General features: G+C 40.2%; 20 protein-coding genes. 3 read left to right on the forward strand and 17 right to left on the reverse strand.

Annotation, left to right across the window (positions count from 1 at the left end):
* Positions 1–166: 166 nt before the first annotated feature.
* The 3 genes from EHS13_RS25740 to EHS13_RS25750 all read right to left on the reverse strand — a co-directional run bounded on the left by EHS13_RS25740 (position 167) and on the right by EHS13_RS25750 (position 2677).
* Positions 167–457 carry a CD3324 family protein gene (locus EHS13_RS25740; protein ID WP_155703126.1) on the reverse strand — a complete coding sequence of 97 codons (291 nt, stop codon included), beginning with the start codon at positions 455–457 and terminating at the stop codon, positions 167–169.
* A 400-nt stretch (positions 458–857) separates the two neighbouring features.
* Positions 858–1736 carry a phytanoyl-CoA dioxygenase family protein gene (locus EHS13_RS25745; protein ID WP_155703127.1) on the reverse strand — a complete coding sequence of 293 codons (879 nt, stop codon included), beginning with the start codon at positions 1734–1736 and terminating at the stop codon, positions 858–860.
* A 92-nt stretch (positions 1737–1828) separates the two neighbouring features.
* Entirely contained in the window at positions 1829–2677 is an 849-nt protein-coding gene (locus tag EHS13_RS25750) for an AraC family transcriptional regulator (protein ID WP_155703128.1), read from the reverse strand.
* 111 nt (positions 2678–2788) lie between these two features.
* Here EHS13_RS25750 and EHS13_RS25755 point away from each other — a divergent pair, with 111 nt between their 5' ends.
* Positions 2789–5209 carry an S-layer homology domain-containing protein gene (locus tag EHS13_RS25755; RefSeq protein WP_155703129.1) on the forward strand — a complete coding sequence of 807 codons (2421 nt, stop codon included), beginning with the start codon at positions 2789–2791 and terminating at the stop codon, positions 5207–5209.
* A 45-nt stretch (positions 5210–5254) separates the two neighbouring features.
* Here the strand turns inward: EHS13_RS25755 and EHS13_RS25760 are convergent, their stop codons facing one another.
* From EHS13_RS25760 to melA, 3 genes are all read right to left on the reverse strand, one after another.
* Positions 5255–5740, reverse strand: coding sequence for a dihydrofolate reductase (locus EHS13_RS25760; protein ID WP_155703130.1), 486 nt, complete (start codon positions 5738–5740; stop codon positions 5255–5257).
* Between the two features lie 27 nt (positions 5741–5767).
* Positions 5768–6562, reverse strand: a complete 795-nt coding sequence (locus EHS13_RS25765) for a thymidylate synthase (RefSeq protein ID WP_155703131.1) — start codon at positions 6560–6562, stop codon at positions 5768–5770.
* A 119-nt stretch (positions 6563–6681) separates the two neighbouring features.
* Positions 6682–7980, reverse strand: coding sequence for an alpha-glucosidase/alpha-galactosidase (gene melA / locus EHS13_RS25770; protein ID WP_155703132.1), 1299 nt, complete (start codon positions 7978–7980; stop codon positions 6682–6684).
* Positions 7981–8157: 177 nt separating this feature from the next.
* Here melA and EHS13_RS25775 point away from each other — a divergent pair, with 177 nt between their 5' ends.
* Positions 8158–9009 (forward strand): AraC family transcriptional regulator, encoded by an 852-nt coding sequence (locus EHS13_RS25775; RefSeq protein WP_155703133.1) that lies wholly within the window; start codon positions 8158–8160, stop codon positions 9007–9009.
* Here EHS13_RS25775 and EHS13_RS25780 read toward each other — a convergent pair.
* The 3 genes from EHS13_RS25780 to EHS13_RS25790 all read right to left on the reverse strand — a co-directional run bounded on the left by EHS13_RS25780 (position 8999) and on the right by EHS13_RS25790 (position 12206).
* Positions 8999–9607 carry an extracellular solute-binding protein gene (locus tag EHS13_RS25780; protein WP_162463252.1) on the reverse strand — a complete coding sequence of 203 codons (609 nt, stop codon included), beginning with the start codon at positions 9605–9607 and terminating at the stop codon, positions 8999–9001. The two genes, EHS13_RS25775 and EHS13_RS25780, sit on opposite strands and share 11 nt — an antisense overlap.
* Before the next feature lie 169 nt (positions 9608–9776).
* Positions 9777–10784 (reverse strand): SGNH/GDSL hydrolase family protein, encoded by a 1008-nt coding sequence (locus EHS13_RS25785; RefSeq protein ID WP_162463253.1) that lies wholly within the window; start codon positions 10782–10784, stop codon positions 9777–9779.
* Positions 10785–10886: 102 nt separating this feature from the next.
* A complete protein-coding gene (locus EHS13_RS25790; protein WP_155703136.1) occupies positions 10887–12206 on the reverse strand; it encodes an ABC transporter substrate-binding protein in 1320 nt (439 codons plus the stop codon).
* A gap of 219 nt (positions 12207–12425) precedes the next feature.
* On the opposite strand from EHS13_RS25790, the gene EHS13_RS25795 reads away from it, so the two are divergent.
* Positions 12426–14480, forward strand: coding sequence for an alpha-amylase family protein (locus EHS13_RS25795; RefSeq protein ID WP_155703137.1), 2055 nt, complete (start codon positions 12426–12428; stop codon positions 14478–14480).
* Positions 14481–14575: 95 nt separating this feature from the next.
* On the opposite strand, the gene EHS13_RS25800 is transcribed toward EHS13_RS25795, so the two are convergent.
* The 8 genes from EHS13_RS25800 to EHS13_RS25835 form a co-directional block, all read right to left on the reverse strand.
* On the reverse strand, positions 14576–14755 hold the full coding sequence (locus tag EHS13_RS25800; protein WP_155703138.1) for a hypothetical protein: 180 nt from the start codon (positions 14753–14755) through the stop codon (positions 14576–14578).
* A 76-nt stretch (positions 14756–14831) separates the two neighbouring features.
* Entirely contained in the window at positions 14832–15335 is a 504-nt protein-coding gene (locus EHS13_RS25805) for a GNAT family N-acetyltransferase (protein WP_155703139.1), read from the reverse strand.
* 31 nt (positions 15336–15366) lie between these two features.
* On the reverse strand, positions 15367–16377 hold the full coding sequence (locus EHS13_RS25810) for a phosphotransferase (protein ID WP_227013519.1): 1011 nt from the start codon (positions 16375–16377) through the stop codon (positions 15367–15369).
* Between the two features lie 40 nt (positions 16378–16417).
* Complete coding sequence (locus EHS13_RS25815; RefSeq protein WP_155703140.1) at positions 16418–16861, reverse strand: hypothetical protein; 444 nt, start codon at positions 16859–16861, stop codon at positions 16418–16420.
* Between the two features lie 43 nt (positions 16862–16904).
* Positions 16905–17414 carry a GNAT family N-acetyltransferase gene (locus EHS13_RS25820; RefSeq protein ID WP_155703141.1) on the reverse strand — a complete coding sequence of 170 codons (510 nt, stop codon included), beginning with the start codon at positions 17412–17414 and terminating at the stop codon, positions 16905–16907.
* A gap of 44 nt (positions 17415–17458) precedes the next feature.
* Entirely contained in the window at positions 17459–17752 is a 294-nt protein-coding gene (locus EHS13_RS25825; RefSeq protein ID WP_155703142.1) for an RNA polymerase alpha subunit C-terminal domain-containing protein, read from the reverse strand.
* Positions 17753–17913: 161 nt separating this feature from the next.
* The gene (locus EHS13_RS25830; protein ID WP_155703143.1) at positions 17914–18945 is read right to left on the reverse strand and encodes a hypothetical protein; all 1032 of its coding nucleotides are present in this window, start codon (positions 18943–18945) and stop codon (positions 17914–17916) included.
* Entirely contained in the window at positions 18938–19441 is a 504-nt protein-coding gene (locus EHS13_RS25835; RefSeq protein ID WP_155703144.1) for an RNA polymerase sigma factor, read from the reverse strand. The genes EHS13_RS25830 and EHS13_RS25835 overlap by 8 nt, the downstream gene beginning before the upstream one ends.
* Positions 19442–19449: the final 8 nt, after the last annotated feature.

The following is a 19449-nucleotide window of genomic DNA, read 5'->3' on the forward strand; positions in this document are numbered from 1 at the left end:
TTAAACTTTACTTTGTTATCTTAGTTCAATTGGAAACAGAAAATAATACTCGAAAAATAAGTATTTTCATTTATGATTATTCATGATATAATATGCACCATTTAAAATCAAAGGCAAAAAAAAGACTATCCTTGAAGTAGAAGCCTCTACTTAAAGGGTAGTCTATTTAAAGTGCGGTTTGTCTGACCAACTCGCGAGTTTTACCGATAATTTTACGAATACTATCCTCCGAAAGATGATAAGCGCAAATTAGCTCTCTCATGGTTAATCCATTCTTATAGTGCTGGTAGATTTCATGATTCCGCTGTTCAATTACGAGACGCGTGCCGTTATTCTCGCCCCAGCCCGCACGCTTCTGTTCTTTTTTCGGAATATAGATAATCTCACCTTGAATATAATCTTGTAGTTGTTTAAGTAAATTAGCCGGAAGAAAGTCCTTCCCATTCTTGTAACTCATATATTTGTTCCTCCTCGAATTGGTACTTCGTTTTATTGATTAGCGCTATAGTTATAGTATCGTTCATTAAATGTTTGGCATGGTTCATTTCATTTGCGTATTTCATACTGCACGTCCTTTCGTTTATTTTAGGTTTTATTGGGTAAAAAAAGCACAAAAAAAACACGATAACTCAATCGTGCCTGTACGGTCAATATGTCGTCAGGAGACGGTTATTTAAAGCTTGGATATTTAGTTAACAGCTACCTCTTTATTAGCAATACCATTGGAATTAATCATTTCAAACCCACTCCTTTCAGTTAATTTCTTTTCCATTATATAACACTATTGGTTGCATGCCAAGAGGAAACGTTAGGAAGAAATCATTATAGTCATTCTTTCCTAAGTCTCTGCGCAGCATTCAACACTCAGCACCTGTTAATTCATTGGTAAACATCCGTTTATATTCTTGTGGCGTTAGCTTTTTCGCCGATTCCGGGGCATAGTGGAACTGTAGCGCACGGCGGCGTTTATCAGAGAAATTAGGTGGTGTCCCATGATGCAGCAAGCCTGAGAACAGTAAAACTCCGCCAGGCTTAAGTGGCACTGCGACATCCTTCACAACGGCTACATTGCGATCACACAGCTGCCAATCGCGCTCCGCATAATGCGGAACAGCTCCGTCCATATGTGAGTATGGGATAACATGCATGCAGCCATTATCAAGCTCAGCAGCGTCCAAGGCAATCCATGCGCCAATGACCGATTTGTCATAAGCCAAATTACCATAAGCCATATCCTGATGCCAAGGTTTCTCTGCCCCACCTGTTGGCGGCTTCAAAATCGCTTGATCCTGAACAACAACCGCTTGTTCATTAAACAGCTTTCCCATTGCTTTTAGTATATCATCGTGAAACGCAATCGAGTGGAGATTAGGCTCATGATCGATATATTCAGATATTTTACGCGCTGCAAGCTCCCGTTCCTCTATAGATAGCAAATCGCTCTTTTTACCGACGAATTGAATTTTCGGCCCAATTGTTTTTCCTGCTAGGATATCCATAATCGCACTAATGGATCGTTCAACTTCCACCTCAGACAACACGTTTTCAATAACCAGATACCCCTGCTGCCAGAACAGCTTCACCTGCTCATCGGTTAGATCCTGCAAAGTAGGGAGTCGACGTTCTGCAATTCGATCATAGCGGTATAGTGTCGTTGCAATATGCCGGGCTAACTCGTTTTCAGCTTGGTTTTCATAGGCATAAAGTGTACGTTTCGGAGTAGATTCGATAGTCATAATTTAACTACCTCCTTTTCTCTTTATTTTAATAGATCCGATGAGTTAAACCCATGACCCTACACCCGTTTTCTTTATACTTATACCGATAATTAATCCTCAGCTAACTGCCCTATCCGCACAAAATGCTTGGATTTTTGGTGAAAATGCGACGGTGGAAATCCAAAATGCGCTTTAAACTGCCGACTAAATAGAAACACTGTGGAGTAACCCAGCACATCTGCTATCTGAGATACATTCATCGCCGTTTCTGTGAGCAGATGCATGGCTCGTTCTAGTCTAGTCGTCGTAATATATTGTTTTAGGGAGTGGCCCATCACTTTTTTGAACAACAACCCCAGGTATTCTGGAGACAAACCAACTAATTCAGCCAACTGACTGTGAGGCACTCTCCGTCCTCCTTGCTCACGGACAAATCTCACAACCTGCAGAATCATTTGTTTCTGCTTAGGCGAGGCATCCACTGACTCTGTCTCTCCCGCCTGTAAGCGCAGCAAGTGGATTAAACTCAGCTTCATCAGACAATCAAATTCCTCCGCTTTCCAAAGCTCATTACCATCCAAAATAGTTAAAATCCGATTTAACATCCCCTCAAAATAGAAGGTATCCTCTATAGAAGTCCATCGCGGCAAAGCGGTAGGTTTTGGCCACAACTGATCTAGCTCCTGATCCATAATCTGAAAATGGATAAAAATAACCGTAAAGCGGTCATTGGGATCTTGTTCTATTATAGGTGCATCATTAGGATGAACTAGGCAGCATGTACCTTGCTTTAAATCAATCACTTCATTCCCTAGCTGCATTTGGCCTTTTCCCGCAACAACATACCATAAATCATAATCTATAAGAGGCTGCGGGCACCAATTCCAGCCTGGTTCACATTTGGCTTTCCCGTAAGGAAAACTATAGTCGAAACGCATCTGATTCAAAGGATTTTTCATACTTCACCTTCATATTCTGAGAATTTTAATCTACATTTGTTTTTTGCAACTTATTTCATTACTCTCCGTTTATAAGAGTGTAACAAATTTTTCAATTGGAGGAATATAATAATGAAATTATTGAAACCAATCAGCGTCATCAGCCTAACTACAGCCCTTCTATTATCTACCGTTTCACCCATTCTAGCAGCAGGTGGTGCCGCTTTGCCCAAACCTTCGATCAACTCAGGACCACAAGCAATTAATTCCAACTCGACTCCTTCTGTAACAGACAGTACATACGCAGATGAAGCCAAAATTAGCAAAGAAAAAGCCATTGAGCTGGCAAAATTGTATGTGGAAATTCCAAGCAGCTATGTACTGCAGAATATTAGCTTTAATTCTAATAGTTATAGTAATGGCAGTTCATTATGGAATCTGCAATATGGAAAAAAAACAGACGATAAATATTATGGCAGTATCAGCGTTGGTATAGACTCTGATTCCGGAAAACTCATGAACTATTACTACAATGATGAGAATCCTGCGAATAAACCCGCTTACCCGCCAAAAGTAAATCTTAAAACAGCTAAGGAACTTGCAACTGAGCTGCTTAAAAAGTTTAATCCAAATGAGCTAAGCCATCTCCAATATAACGATAATTTTGAAAAATTATTTAAAGCACCTTTAAATGGCGACGTACGTTATTCCATCCAATTTGATCGTATAGAAAACAACATTCCCTATCCAAATAATTACGTTACCTTCACTTTAGACGGAAATGGCAAGCTAGTTAGCTATGATCAAAATTGGTCCAACAAAGTAACATTTGCTGATGCGTCCAAGGCTATTTCCGTAGAGCAGGCAACTTATGCTTTTCAAACAAATTCAACCGTTGCTCTCACCTACATTTCGCCTTGGAACCAAACAGCTCCCAAGAAAACCAATCCTTATTTGAGCTATAGCCTAATTACTAACTCCGTGGATGCCTTAACCAGCAAGGTTACTAACCAATATGGCTCGACAATATCGTTGAATACAACACCTTTAACGGAACAGCCGCTTGCTGATAAACCAACAGGTAACTTAAACCTGACTAAAGACCAAGCTATTAAACTAGCCACTGGCTATATACATTTGCCCGCTAATGCTGAGCTTGAGAATGCTTTCTATCAAGAGAGTGTAGCCCCAGATGAAGGAGTTTCCAATGATGCCGTTGCAAGCAGTAAGCGAGTAATAATCGGTGGCGGAGGTGGAACTGGAATCTCCATATGGAATTTAAGCTGGCAGGTGGCGGCAGAGAAAGGGAAGGATCCCGACTATATCAGTGCTGGAATCAACAGTAAAACTGGCGAGCTTCTTAGCTACTATCGCAACCAGAAGCAACCGATTCCAATCGATGATTCTACGACTACTCCCGCAGCTACTAAGATTAACCTAGATAAAGCTAAAGCAGCAGCGATTGATTTTATTAAAAAAGTAGTCCCGCAATATACCAATGAGCTTGCTATTGATGAACAGAATCTAGCAAATCTGACTGACGAGCTAATGAAAACTGCGCCAGCAATCAACATTAATTTCCGCCGTGTAGTTCAAGGTATTCTAACAGAGAGCGAATCGATCAATGTAGGAGTTGATACTGACACAGGTGAAATCAATAGCTTCTGGAGTAATCTAAGCACTCTGGAATACCCTACTACTAAACCGATGGTACTTTCAGAAGCTGATGCTATCACTAAGCTTTTGTCGCAATATAATATTGAGCTTACGTATTCTATACCCTATGATCCCAATCCTGTAAATCCGCCGAGTCCAGAAGTCGAAGCAACTCAGGAAGCTAAGCCCTATTATATCCTAACACCAAAATATCCGGATCAATTCATATTCTTAGATGCGGTTAGCGGGGAATGGAAAAAGCGAGATACCGGTGAAATTACCACTCTTGAAAAAGCCATTGTAACGGACATTGAAGGACACTGGGGACAAAACGAAATTCAATTAATGATTGATTATAGTGCGTTGGATGTAAAAGATGGTAAAGTTTTACCTGATCAAGCAATCACTCGTGGTGAAATGATCAAAATGCTGGTCATCTCGATGAACGGTGGTTCTGGATTTGGCGGGAGAGAATACACTAATCGCGTTAGCTCCTTCAAGGATGTGAGCAACGACTCTACTTACTTCCCTTACATTGAATCTGCCGTGGACTCGAACATCATCGATGCCAATACATCGGCAACCTTCAATCCTAATGGGACGATCAGCCGTGATGAAATTGCTCAGCTAATTGTACGTGCACTAGGCTATGATAAGCTTGCCGAATACAGTGATATATTCAAGCTCGACTTAAAGGATGCTGCTAAAATCAACCACAAAGGCCAAGTGGCTATCGTCGTTGGTTTAGGAATACTTACTGCTACCAATGGAAGCTTTATGCCTGCGCAAGAAGTAACTCGCGCTCAAGCAGCTATTGCTTTCTCGCGTTATTTGCAGAAGCGCTCGATCCTGCAGGACGTCCCACTTAGCATGAATGTGGGTATTGCCAAAGGCTAATAAACATCACCTAGTACACAAAAAAAAGACTTTGACGGAATTGCGTCAAGGTCTTTTTGTATACACAAGAAAGCTATAATCATATGGGTTTTTATCATCATGGACTCCATCTTCGGAGGTTTCCAATTCCCATTCTTCAATATCAAACTCTGGAAAAAACGTGTCCGCTTCAAATTCATGTTCAATTAATGTGATGTACAAACGCTCCACGAAAGGCATAAACAATTGAAATACTTCAGCTCCACCAATGACGAAGACTTCATCCACCTTGGCAACATCAAGTGCTTCAGCGATAGAATGAACAATCACACAGCCTTCCGCTTCATACTCTCTATTCTGCGTAAGAATTACATTCGTCCGATTGGGTAACGGCTTTCCGATCGACTCGTATGTTTTCCGCCCCATTAACACGGTATGATCCATCGTTGTCTTCTTGAAGTAAGCTAAATCTGCTGGAAGCCGCCAAGGCAGCTGATTGCCCAAGCCGATTGCTTGCTGAATATCCATAGCTACTATATAGGAAATGCTCAATACCATCCACTCCTTCAATTAAACTGTCTAAACCGCAATTGGTGCTTTAATCGTTGGATGACTTTGGTAATTCACAACCTCGAAATCCTCATACTTGTAATCAAAAATCGAATCTGGTTTGCGCTTGATTAATAGCTGAGGCAGTGGAAAAGGCTCCCGCGTGAGCTGCAGCTCAACTTGTTCTAAATGATTCTGATAAATATGTGTGTCGCCGCCAGACCAGATTAATTCCCCAGCCTCTAACCCGCATTGCTCTGCCACCATATGAGTCAATAAAGCATAGCTGGCAATATTAAAAGGCAGACCTAGAAAGCTATCGATAGAACGCATCGTGAACATACAGCTTAGCTTGTTGTTCGCCACATAGAATTGAAAGGTGAAATGGCAGGGCGGCAAAGCCATTTGATCGACGTCCGCGACGTTCCAAGCATTGACTAAATGTCTTCTGGAATCTGGATTACGCTTAATTTGCTCAATTACTTTACTAATTTGATCAATCGATCTGCCGTCAACCGTTTCCCATGCACGCCATTGAGAGCCATACACCGGACCCAGCTCTCCATTCTCATCCGCCCACTCGTCCCAAATCCTCACGCCATTTTCCTGCAAATAACGAATATTGGTATCTCCGCTGAGAAACCATAACAGCTCGTGAAAGATTGATTTTGTATGTAATTTTTTCGTCGTTACCATCGGAAAGCCTTGCGCTAAATCAAAACGAAGCTGGCGGCCAAATACTGAAATCGTGCCTGTCCCCGTTCGATCCGTCTTCTTTTCTCCGTTTGTCAGAATGTCCTGTAATAGCTCTAAATATGCCTTCAACGCTTAACACCTCGACTATGTTATAGAATTATTTCATTATAGCAGTAAACTCGTATTCATAAAAGAAAAAAGCCCTGCTAATTAAATCTAGCAGAGCCTAAGCGATAATGTTGATATTCTTAAGAGAATTTAGGCAACCAGCTGCCATGTGCTTCAATGAGATCATCGCAAAGTGCAACGATGTCATCCAATGAAAGCTCAGCTGCTGTATGCGGATCAAGCATAGCTGCATGGTAAATATGTTCTTTTTTGAGCTTAATCGCTGCTTCAATTGTCAATAGCTGAGTGTTAATGTTCGTGCGGTTTAACGCAGCAAGCTGTGGAGGCAAATCTCCAACATAGGTAGGTGTAACACCTGATGAGTCGACTAAACATGGAACTTCAACACATGCTTCTTTAGGCAAATTCGTAATTAAGCCTGTGTTCATGACATTGCCGCCTATTTTGAAAGGAATATTCGTTTCCATTGCTTCCATAATGAAAGAGGCGTACTCATGACTGCGAACATGCTCAATTCTCGGCTCATTCACAAGTGAATCACGCATTTCCTTCCAGCCAGCAATTTGCTCAATACAACGGCGCGGGTACTCATCCAATGGAATATTAAACCGTTCAATCAGCTCTGGATAGCTCTTCTTGATGAAATACGGATGATACTCTGAGCTATGCTCGGAGGATTCTGTAATGTAATAACCAAACCGATTCATTAACTCAAAACGCACCATGTCGCCATGCTTTTCATTTTGTTTTTCTTTGGCGCGACGCTTAATTTCTGGATATAAGTCCACTCCATCCTTAGTCACTTCAAGCAACCAAGCCATATGGTTGATCCCAGCAATTTTCGTTTGTACCCCTGTCGAATCCATTCCTAAGTGTCTAAACATATCTGGCATACAAGATTGTACACTATGGCAAAGTCCGACCGTTTTAACACCACCATAAGTGTTCAATACATTAGTAAGAACAGCCATCGGGTTCGTATAGTTAAGAAATAAAGCATCTGGACAAACCTCTTGCATATCCTTAGCAAAATCAAGCACTACAGGTATTGTACGCAGATTACGGAAAATACCGCCTATCCCAATCGTATCTGCAATAGTTTGACGCAAGCCATATTTCTTCGGAATTTCAAAATCGGTTATCGTACAAGGATCGTATCCGCCTACTTGAATTGCATTAACGACAAAATTAGCTCCACGTAAAGCATCCTTACGATTTGTATACGCTTTAATTACACATGTGCTGCCGGAGGTTGTTTTGATATTATTCAATATATTCTCAGAATCCGTAAGGCGCTCTTGGTTGATATCGAATAACGCTAGCTCAAATCCCTGTAAAGCAGGAGTTTTCATAACATCACCTAATACATTTCTTGCAAAAACGGTACTGCCTGCACCCATAAAAGTAATCTTAGCCATTATCCTTTGCCTCCATATCTTATATTATAGGCTGATTATACGCCATATACTCCGAATACTAAATGGATTTATTCCATCAATATATGGCACAATCCAATATCAAATAAGAAATTCCTACATTTTTAGTCAGTAAGCATGTTATAATATTAAGATCAACCCTATTTGAGGTGAGCATCTGTGAATGGCAACGACATCCATAATTCTGTCCAACCGTTTGGCCAAAGAATTGAATTGGATTTATGTTTTTTTGGAAACCAGGTTTGTGAGCCTGGGCATTTCTGGGGCCCTGGCATTCGTCAGCATTATATCTTTCACTATGTTCATAGCGGTAAAGGCATCATGCGAATTGGCGATCAAATTTATAACATAAACCAAGGTCAAGGATTTTTAATTTGTCCGGATACCATTATTTATTATAAAGCTGACGATGACGATCCATGGACTTACACTTGGGTAGGCTTTCAAGGGCTTTATGCAAAGGCTTATTTGGAACGAGCGCAATTAAGTCGTACCAAGCCTATTTTTTATACACATGGAAATCTGTGGTTTGAAGGATTTTTAGATGAAATGGTGAAGGCGAAGAATATTGAGCGAAATAGTGATGTAGGACTGCAGAGCATTATGTATCGTTTTTTTGCTGAGCTTATCTTAACTGCACCAGAACTTAAAGAAGTTCCTACACCCGCACATACTAAAGAAGCTTATATTCGCAAAGCCATTGAGTATCTAGAAATCCATTACAGCCAGAAGATCAGCGTGCTTAATATCGCGCAATTTGTCGGTTTGGATCGTACGTATCTATCCAGTCTCTTTAAGGAGAAGCTTGGGCTTTCTTTGCAAATATATTTATTACAATTTCGGATGAACCGCGCCAAAGAGTTGTTGTTAAATCAGGATTTAACTATTGGTGATATTTCCCGCTCGGTTGGTTATACGGATCCTTTGTTATTCTCAAAAATGTTCAAGAAAATTAATCGAGTCTCTCCCAAGGCTTATAGAGAATCACCTGACGTTCCCGTTATTGACTAACAGCCGCATCCCACGCTGCATCCATTTTCTTCAGCATTTGCTCTTGAGAAATCGCCTTTAAGTATACCCCTTGAGCGGAGTTCATTAATTCCGTTTGTACGGCATAAGACTGCTCCCAGCCTTGATCTAAAAAAGGGAAGGTTTTACCGGAAAATATTAGCTGCGAGATTTCACTGAGCTCAGGAGCAGCTTGACTTTTTATGCCATCTAACGTGATAAAAGCATCCTGGCTTTTCGTCCAAATCTGGAGGTTCTCTGGTTTGGACCAGAAGGCTAAATACAATTTAGCTGCCTCTATGTTTGGAGTTCGTTTATTAATCGTCCACGTTGTCCCTATTGCAGCAGATACGAATATTTCTCCATTGGATTTGTTTGCAGGCATAGGAAACATCCCAAATTTCAAATCTGGATTTTTCTCTACAATACCCGCCATCGACCAACTTCCATCTATGTACATGGCAGCATGTTCATCAGAAAATTCACTTTGCGCCTTCTCCAAGCTTACATTCACACTATTGGCTGTCAAATATCCTTTTTCATCCAAGGCATACCATTGTGCCAGCATTGCATTCCAAGTTCCATTATATTTCAGAGCCAAATTTATAACCTTATACACGCAATTTTATCTTGTTACTTTGTTTATCTGTTGATTTCTGTTTGATCCCGCATCCACTTAACACAAGACATACCACTAGCAATGCTATCAATAAGATTGAAAACCTGATCTTCATTCTTATTGCCCCCCGGCCGGTAAAGAATAGTATTACCTAACAGATAATCCGTTCGAACGCTTTATAATAAAGATAATGACCATAGTCATTCGGGTGATTAATATTATTGAGCAATAGACATTCTGGTGTTTTACCGGCAATTAATGCTTGCTGCCATATGGAATAAGCATCTGCGACTGCAATTTGATAAATATCACCTAAACGTCGAAGCACCTCTGCATATTCGCCAATCCTGCCGCTAGTATGCTGCCATAGAGGATTGGGCTGACAAGGAGTAACCAGTACAATTGTCGCATCAGAACTGCTTTGAATCGTCTCTATAATAAAACGGATATTTTGCTCGTATTGCTTAAGTGAAACCGTATTTCCATATTCAAATTGGTTCTGATCATTCATCCCATAACCGATCGTTACGAGGTCAGGAAGGCAAGCTACCACATCCTCATTGACTCGTTCAGCGCCACCTTCACTCGTCTCGCCACCAATAGCTTTATTGACAATTTCCAAGCTGCCGTCCGGATAAAGCGAAGTCAATTGGGCGGAAAATCTGCTGAAGTAGCTATATCTTTCCTCACTTGCCTCGCCCCCTTCACTAATACTATCCCCATAAACGACATAGGTGACTTTCTGTCCGCTCGCGAGCTTTTTCTTAACATTCATTAATCTATCTTTTCCTTCTGCTGCCCGTTCATTAGATGCTTCTATATCTGTCATTTCGCAATCGTAATCTCCAAATACCGTATATTCACGGTTGCTGTAATCTGGATATAAGTTATGGTCAAATTGCTTTATTCCGCATAAGGGATGCTTAGACCAATTGGGGATCCGACTTCCTTCCGTTCGAGCAATCCAACCTTGATCATAATCAACTATGTAATCCTGTTCTTCTTCATAATAAATAACATCTTTATGTCCTTTATCCGTATGTGACCTTAACCGCATACTCCCTCTAATTGCAGATTGGAGCTGCAAGCGTTGTTGATCCTCATTCATAAAAACAAACGATTCCGCGATTTGTTGTTTAATTGGTTTTGGTTTATCCATTCTTCTATTAACCTCCATCTAAGGAATGTTCCTTAACTATTGCTTTCTCAGAGATTAATTTTACATGAAAAGCTAATAATCGTCTTTGTACTTTATTGCTATTTATTTTTGCTGTTCTTCTTGCTTGACTGCCCTATCCCATGCATTATCCATATTCGTCAGCATTTGATCGATTGTGACTGCTTTTAAATAAACACCCTGAGCGGAAGCCATCATTTCATTTTGTGCAGCTTCCGACTGCTCCCAATAGGTAGATAAGTAAGAATGGCTTTTGCCTGTAGCTAATGAGTGCGATATTTCACTTAATTCAGGTGCTATATCACTTGTTACATCCTTAAGTGTAATAAACGAAGCTTGGCTCTTGGCCCATTCCATAAGCGTTGCTTTCTTCGCCCAATAAGCCAAATATAGTTGTGCTGCTGCTAAATTCTTAGTTCTTGCATTAATAGTCCAAGTGGTTCCAATCGAAGCAGAAACAACCGTTTCTTCTCCAGCTTTATTAGCAGGCATAGCAAACATCCCTAGTTTCATATTCGGATTAATCTTCAATAAACCAGCCAATGACCAGCTTCCATCTATGTACATCCCTGCTTTTCCACCAACAAAATCCTTCTGAGCTTGATCCAAGCTGATGGACGTGCTTTTAGGTGTTAAATACCCTTTATCATTTAGCGAAAACCACTGGTTCACCATTTCATTCCAAGTCCCATTGAATTTAGTCGATCTAGCATTTATTTTCTTGTCAAAATCAGGGTCTTTGATTAACGATGATCCCATAGAATATAGTGCAGCTAAGGTCATCCAACCATCGTTATTTCCAATCGAAATTGGTGTAAGTCCCTCTGATTTTATCGCTTCACAAACCGCAAGGAATTCATCCCAATTAGTAGGAGTCTTCAATGCCAGCTTAGTAAAAATTTCTTTATTATAATAAACACCAAGCACAACCATTTCATTAGGTGTCCCGTATATTTTACCGTTTATGGAAATGGCTTCAATTACCGAGGGTGTGAAGTCTTTGATCCAAGGCTGATCACTGAGATCCCTTATAAAGCCTGCTTTAGAATAACTTCCGACCGATGAGATTCCTGGATTAAGCATGATGACATCCGAAGCATCATTGGTCGCGAATTTACTTTTAATAAACTCACTATATTGGGCACCTGGCATTCCCTCATAGGTTACTTTTATCGTTGGGTTTTCTTTCATGAATTGCTCATTAATTTGGGGGATTGCTCCGATTTCGGAGCCTGATTTAAAACCGGATACTCTTAATTTTACAATCGTTTGGGATTCGGGTGACGTGGTGTTTTCCAATTCCACCTTACTTTTATTAGCTTTGAAATCCGATTTGCTGCAACCGCTTACTAATGGTAAAAACAACAGCGTGAGAATCAATAAAACTGACAAAGTCCTGTTCATGCTTCATCACTTCCAATCTTCATTCGTTCATCATTATTCTAACAGCCACTGTCCAAAATAGAAAGCAGATATGGGAGACATCTTGGAAAAAAATAGGCTGTAAAATCCAGAAAAACTCGCTTTTTTACACTTCTTAATGATCATACATTTATATGAATACAAAATATGGTATGTTGATTGTTAGGATGCCAATTATTTCACTATTAGGAGGTCCCTGCATTGTTACGTCTATCTATTGATGAAAAGTTATCTAGGCTCACCTTAGCTAATCAACTAAAAGCCTTTTCCGAGCTGCCTTATCACTATGCGCTTTCTACAACGTTGAATGGTCAACAGGTTATAGATACTCATTTATCAGATCCTAACTCCGTTGTAAATGAAGCTGGAATAGAATATAACGGAACGTTTGCTGCATCTGGCATAATCTTCAAGCAACAGTTTATAGAAGACGGGAACGGATTATCTGAAACCATCTCACTTACCAATCCTCACAATTACCCGGTTCAAGTGGGTCAAGTCCACTTTGGATTTTCAGCTGATTTGCAGGATAAGAGCAGCTGGCGTCTAAGGGCTATTCCATTCTTGGTCCAGCTGGACGGTATAGTGCATGATTATTCCGTAACTCAGCTGATAGCTGGTGAAACCAAAAACTCCTTCTATAGGGATGCTTCTCGTGAAGAGCCTGATCGGATAGAGGATGGGCTTCGTTCGGAAGCTTGGGCTTGGGGAGATGTGAACAACGGAATTGTTATTATCAAATATAATAATGAAGCCATCGAATATTCTGTTGCCCGTGTAGGTGAGGTTGCCGGTCAAAGCATCTTGCATTTTGGCGGTGTTGGGTTATCCATGTACAGCGAACCACTAGGTACGAGACATTTGCAGCCCGGTGAAACCTTCACATTCGGCACTACTACTTACATGCCCTACGAGGGTTCGATCCAGACAGCTTATGGAATTTATCGTACGTTTATTGAGCAGCGCGGCCATACCTTTCCTAAGGACTATAATCCACCCGTGAATTGGAATGTGCTCTATGATATTGGCTGGCATCATTCTGATTCAGAAAAACTCAAGCAAAATTACCACAAAGAAGCCTTATTGCTTGAAGCGCAAAAAGCCAAGGATTGCAGCTGTGAGCTGCTTTATCTCGATCCAGGCTGGGAGATTGCCGAAGGTCATACCTTGTGGGATGAATCCCGCTTGGGAACTGTTTCTGAGCTAGTTCAAACGTTGAAAACGGACTATGGGTTAAATCTGGGCTATCGCACCATCCTTCGCTCTTATCGCAAGCATTGGGATGAAGCTTATTCGGTTCAGCACTCCTATGGATTGATGAAGCCAGAAACCATGGAGCCCGTTTGGGGCTATCATTTCTGGGAGCCTTGCTTGTGCAGCCCTGAATTCTTTGCTGAAAAGCTTAGGCGAATTCTTGCCATCTCCAAGCAAGGTATTCGTTTTATGATGTTCGATGAAATGGATTGGCGCGGACCTTGCTACGATCCCAATCATGGTCATGCTGTACCTTCTACAGCTCTAGACCATATCGAAGCTGTTTATAGGCTGGCTGCCGAGGTTCGCCGTCAATGCCCGGATTTACTCACTGAAGTGCATGATGCCGTTTGGCCTTGGTCGAACTCATTGTATGCGCCGACTTATTTCCGCCAAGGTGCTGAGGGCATTGGTGCTTATGATGAAAATTGGGGCTTTGAGTACATGTGGAATTGCATCGAGGACTTACAAACCGGTAAAGCACTTGCGCTTTACTACTATAATCTCGGCTCTAGTATTCCGTTATATTTGCACATAACCATGGCTGCAGATAATGATGCCTGCGTTTTCTTCTGGTGGACCGCTTCAACCGTTCGGCATATGGGCATTGGAGGCAAATTTAGCCACCCTTCCGTCGAATTCGCAGGTGCGCTTGCTGCTTATGACCGCGAGACTCGCTTTCAAAGCTATAGTGATCACATGAAGCTTTACCAGTTGATTAAGCCATACATGGTTAGAGGGATTTTTCACGGCATTGCTGAGCATATCCACCTCCATACCTTAGAGGAACATCAAGGCGGTGTCATCAACATCTTCAACCTCACGGAAGAAGATCAGGAGCTTGTCTTTACAGTACCGCTTGAGCTGCTAAATAGTGGTGATGCTGTTTTAGAGGTAGTTGGAGCTGAGGCTGTGTGGAATGCTAAAGAGGTTGAGTTTAGAATTCAACTAGGAGCTATGTCTCCAGGAGTCATTCGAATTGGTGACTCGGCTTGTTTATAGTAATGAAAAAAAAGTGATAGGTAGATCCGAACTTGATAGTGGAGTTCTGATCTGCTTTTTTATGCTTTTGGCTTTTCATGAGTCCATTCAGTGAATCATACGATATTTTTAACAAAACCAGTGCTTTTTGCTATAAACCCCATCCGTTGAATCGGAAGAATATTTTTGAAGCTTGCTTCCATTTCTTCAATGCTTGTCGGGTAACCTAATTCGCTCATTAAGGAAGTAACCTGTTCAATGTCTCCCATAGTGCAGTCTTTTACAATAACACTCATAGTACATCCCCCAATCACATACCTACTAATTTATGTATAATTCCTCGTTACGGAATTCAATGATCTGTTCAATAAACTAAAGTTTAAAGACCATTAAGTCCTCGTCATAATATTGCCCTTTGAATTTTAAAGCGTTTCGTTCTGTGCCATACACCTCGAACCCTACCGATTTGTATAGCTTCTTTGCGGAGTTATTATTAGAAACGACCATTAAGTTTATCTGTTCCAAACCATCGTGATCTCTGGCCCATTTAATTAACTCGAGTAAGAGTGTTTTCCCTAATCCCTTGCCTCGCATTTCTGGTGATACATACATGCCGAATATATTCCCTTTGTGTGCGGTTTTGAGGCCGCTTTCACGCACATAAGTCACGATTCCAACTAATGATCCATTCAAAGTAAAAGCCCCCAGTACAAACTTGTCCTTCGTCGGTTTTAACCGCTCTGCAAAAGTTTCAATTGAGAATTTCGATTCTCTCTCATAGGTTGATCCAAATGCTTCTGAGTTGACTATTAAAGAATCTAAGCGTAATTTCTGGTACGATTCAGCATCTGATTCCTGCAATATACGTATATTCATTGCTTCTTCCCCTTCCTAATAGTTATAAAATTTATTCAGAAATCAAGGAGGATAGCTTTAAACCTCGTTCTCTAAATATAGTTAAATGACCTGCTAGATGATTCTGATCCCCATTTTCTAAGATTTTAAGTGTTTTATTAACAAAACCCCAATTTAAGCAACCAGTAATCCACAATAACGATGAAAGTCGCGTTCGTTCTTCTTGTCTTAAAAAACCTTTTGCACTATAACCCAACAAAAGGCTTGCTGTGAGTTCAGGAGAAACATCATGTGATTCAATTCCCTTGGTTCGAGAATACCATTTAATTAGCCATGCCAATCCTTCAATTCGATCTGTATACCCAATATGTTCAAAATCAACGACTCCAACAATATTCTCCTCATTATCCCAAAGAATATTGAGCGGATTTAAATCAGATTGCATAATAAACTCAAGTTTAGATGTATATGCACAATCAATTTTCTCTTTTGCCAGAATTATATATTCTTGAAGTAACGACTGATTCAGATCAGTAATATTTGCTGTTAATAATACTTTTTCCAGGATAGAAATCATTTTCATGCTTCCAACAATATATGACTCTTTAGGAAGTGTACAATTATAATTAAAGGAAACATCATGAAATTTTCTTGCTATCTTTCCGAATTTAAAAGACACGCTTTCCGTACAATGAGTAATGTGTTTACCTTCAATCCAGTCAAACAATAAAAATCGGTAATCCACTCCATGCCAGATAATTTCAGCAAATCTTTTAGACATTGAAGTTGATTTTGGACGCATGAAAGGAATACCATGGGTATTCAAAAATTCAATATACTCCATCTGTTCCTCTAAGACATGGTCCGTTAATTCAAAGAAAACATCGTGATCATAGCGATTTCGACTTATGAACCTTGCCGAGTAATATTTTTCTTGAACTCGTATTTTATAATGATAATCATTATGGTACACCCCAGGTAGTTCGATTTCAATCGTGAGTGAATCTCTATCCAGATCATAGAATTTAATGGCATGGTATAACATAGACAAATCAGCATCCAAATATTTCACCTTCTATCGTAATCTTTAGTTGAAAAGTATTCTATTGAATTTCAACGACAAAAACATAACTGGAGCTTCCTTTATTCCAGTATGCAAAAATATCGTATATATACACTCCTTTCTCTTTTGGCAAGGTCAAAATATTACCATTTAAATGGGCTTCCTCCACTTTTTCATCACTAATCCATCTATTTACTCCCATTGTATTTTTTTTAGGTTGGTTTCTAAACTTGATTTTCAATTGGGCTTCAGGAGACACAACAATCGGTTTAAGACCAGCCATTTTAATAATCTCTGGGGGTGAAACCATATCAACGCACTTTGCATTTAAAAGTCCACGCCAACAATAAGAACCTTGTGCGGATGATATAATCTTGTCGCCTACGGAAATGGTCGGTGAGGGTGGTTCTGAGCTAAAAAGCTTGAAAATAAAATAAACTCCGACAATTAAAACAACTAATACTAAAAAAAATAGCTTTTTCATAAACTTTCCCCCACTAAAAGCATAAATTTCCCTTATATTTCCATTAGTATAGACACATATTTATTACATATCGATGTATAAGTAAAAATTCGCCTGTTAAATCATGTCCAATAATTTCAAAGCCGCATTTCTTATACAGAGCTTGCCCACGTATATTAGTGCGATCTGTGGTCAGCATAACGCCGCCTTTGCCGTGGCTTCGTGCAAACTCTAGGGCATATGAAGTCATTATCCAGCCCAGCCCCATGCCTTGGTAGCTATCCGCAACAGCAATTCCAAAGCTGGGCACACCTGTATGCCAATCCCAGAAAAAGAAATAGCCGATCATAACATCTTGATTATCGATCCGCAAGCTGGCAGCAAATCGTTTCGTTTCCACATTAGCTACGTCTTCGCCCGCTAATTGCTTCGCCGTTTCTTCTGTAAACGGGTGTGGGCGAAATGCAGTTCGTGTTTCCGTAGAGAGCCTTTGAAAAAAAGCATAAACCATGTTACTGTCCTGATTCGTAAATGGCTGAATGGTTATGTCCTGTTCCATTATTTTATCCGACATAGTTAATTCCTTCCTTTAAACCTTGGGATTGTCTGCCTTGGTGTTTAATTTTTGAAACATAACCCATCAGTCTGCAAAGCAGCCCTAAGTTTGGGTAAAGATCCTGGTCCCATACCATGAAATTGTAAAATATCGCCTTCGCTGAAGTTTGATAACTGTAGCAAAGTCGTTATGCCATTGTTCTCTAATGCTCGTCTGGCTGGTGCTGAGAGTACTGAAAGAAACCCGTGTTCAGGTTTCATTTCTTGCTCGCAAATCGGGCAGGTTGGACAGTCACTGCTTTTATAGTATTTGTGTCCCTTGTTGCAAGTCCTTAAATTTTTCTTCGTGGTTGCCATTTTTTACATCTCCTCTTTTCAACCCATATATAGGAATTGCAGTATAACTGGCGGAATCATTTTCTGCCGATGAACCCTTCCATACAGATATTCCATTGTTTATTACAATTTCCTTCTTATCTAGAATTTTTACCTGAGATCCTTAGTAATGTAGTGGAGATTCAGTTATTAATCTGAACTTTTTTATCAAAAAATACGATAGATGTGATTTCCTTATCATTTATAACATTCTCAAAGGTTTTGATTGTTAGTATTTGTCCACTAATGAGATCCCCCTGGTATTCGCCGGTAAAAATGCTTGTCGTTTCCGAGGTACCGTCTATATAGTTTATCGTGATAGGGTATTTATCCAAATATTCATTTTTGCCGATTTCTTGTGGCTTACCAGCGGCTTTGTCTATCTCTTTCACTAATGTGCTTTCAATCTTTAACGAAATCGCAATGGGCGAGACGGAGATCGTTTTTAATACTGCCTCATATCCAAACATGGTAATGTTTTGATCTATCTGATAGAGGTGAGAGTACTCCTTGAAATCCAGTTTAAAAGCTGTTTCCCAAGAACCCGGTAAGACCGTTTCAAAAACCCCCGGAAACGGATCTGCTGCTTGTACATCATTGAATTTGAAATGAACGGTTTGGCCAGCCATTGAAGTTTTGGTCAAGACAGACATGACCATGCTAATTTTATTGTCATTCGAATTTCCATCGTCTAGCAACTTAAAATCCATGCTATGAGATTGCTGATTTGAGGTAATCATGGGATATTCAAAACGATATCGAGCTGAGTCTAATACAGTGTCTGCTGGAGCAGTAAAATCCATTAAGATATAGGTCAGATTGCTGTCGCCGATAACTTGCTTAATGGTAAGCGATCCATTCTCGTTTGCCACTTGTTTGCCTACCACGTAAGCGCCATTTGACAAATGTTCTGCCTGCTCATGGTTTACTGGATTTAGAAATTTCATAAATGCTTCATCTAGTCCCATATATGCCGCTGCAAAAGCTGTTGTAGTTAAACACACCATCAGTACGGTAGCTAGTAGGGCAGGTCTTAAACGTTTCACGACGTTAAATCCTCTGTGTTTTGTATTTTCATTCTGGCTTTGCACTAAAATGTTATGAAACATCTTTTCTTTTTGTTCAGTTTTTGGCGTAAGAGCTTCAAAAAGCCGATTAATATTTTTGTTACTCAAGGTAATTCCCTCCCAAATCCATTTTAAGGCGTTTGCGGCCTCTGGATAGCTGCGTTTGGATCGTACTTTCCTTATATTTCAACATCTCTGATATTTCTTTTACTGAGTACTCCTCAAAATAGTAAAGATATAGAACTGTTTTGTATTTTTCGGGAAGCGAGAGCAGTCTTGCAAGCACTTTTCCCGATGGTTCATCGCCATTCCAGGAAGAAACTTCCGGTATAGCATCTAAATCCACACGCCGGGTTTTCCACCAATTTTTAAGAATGTCTTTACAGTAATTTCTTGCGGTTCCCGTCAACCAAGCTTTTTCATGCTCTTGGTCATTGAAAACCATTTGAGATTTGATCAATTTTAGAAATACAGATTGAACAGCGTCTTCTGCATCAACGGGATTTTTCAAATAGATATAGCACAGCCGATAAACCTGATCTACATGCCGTTGATAGAGTTCAGCCAATTCTTTATCCGTACGCAATAAAGAATTGTCTTCCATTTATTCGC

The organism is Paenibacillus psychroresistens (assembly GCF_009728935.1).
Taxonomy (GTDB): Bacteria; Bacillota; Bacilli; order Paenibacillales; family NBRC-103111; genus Paenibacillus_AC; species Paenibacillus_AC psychroresistens.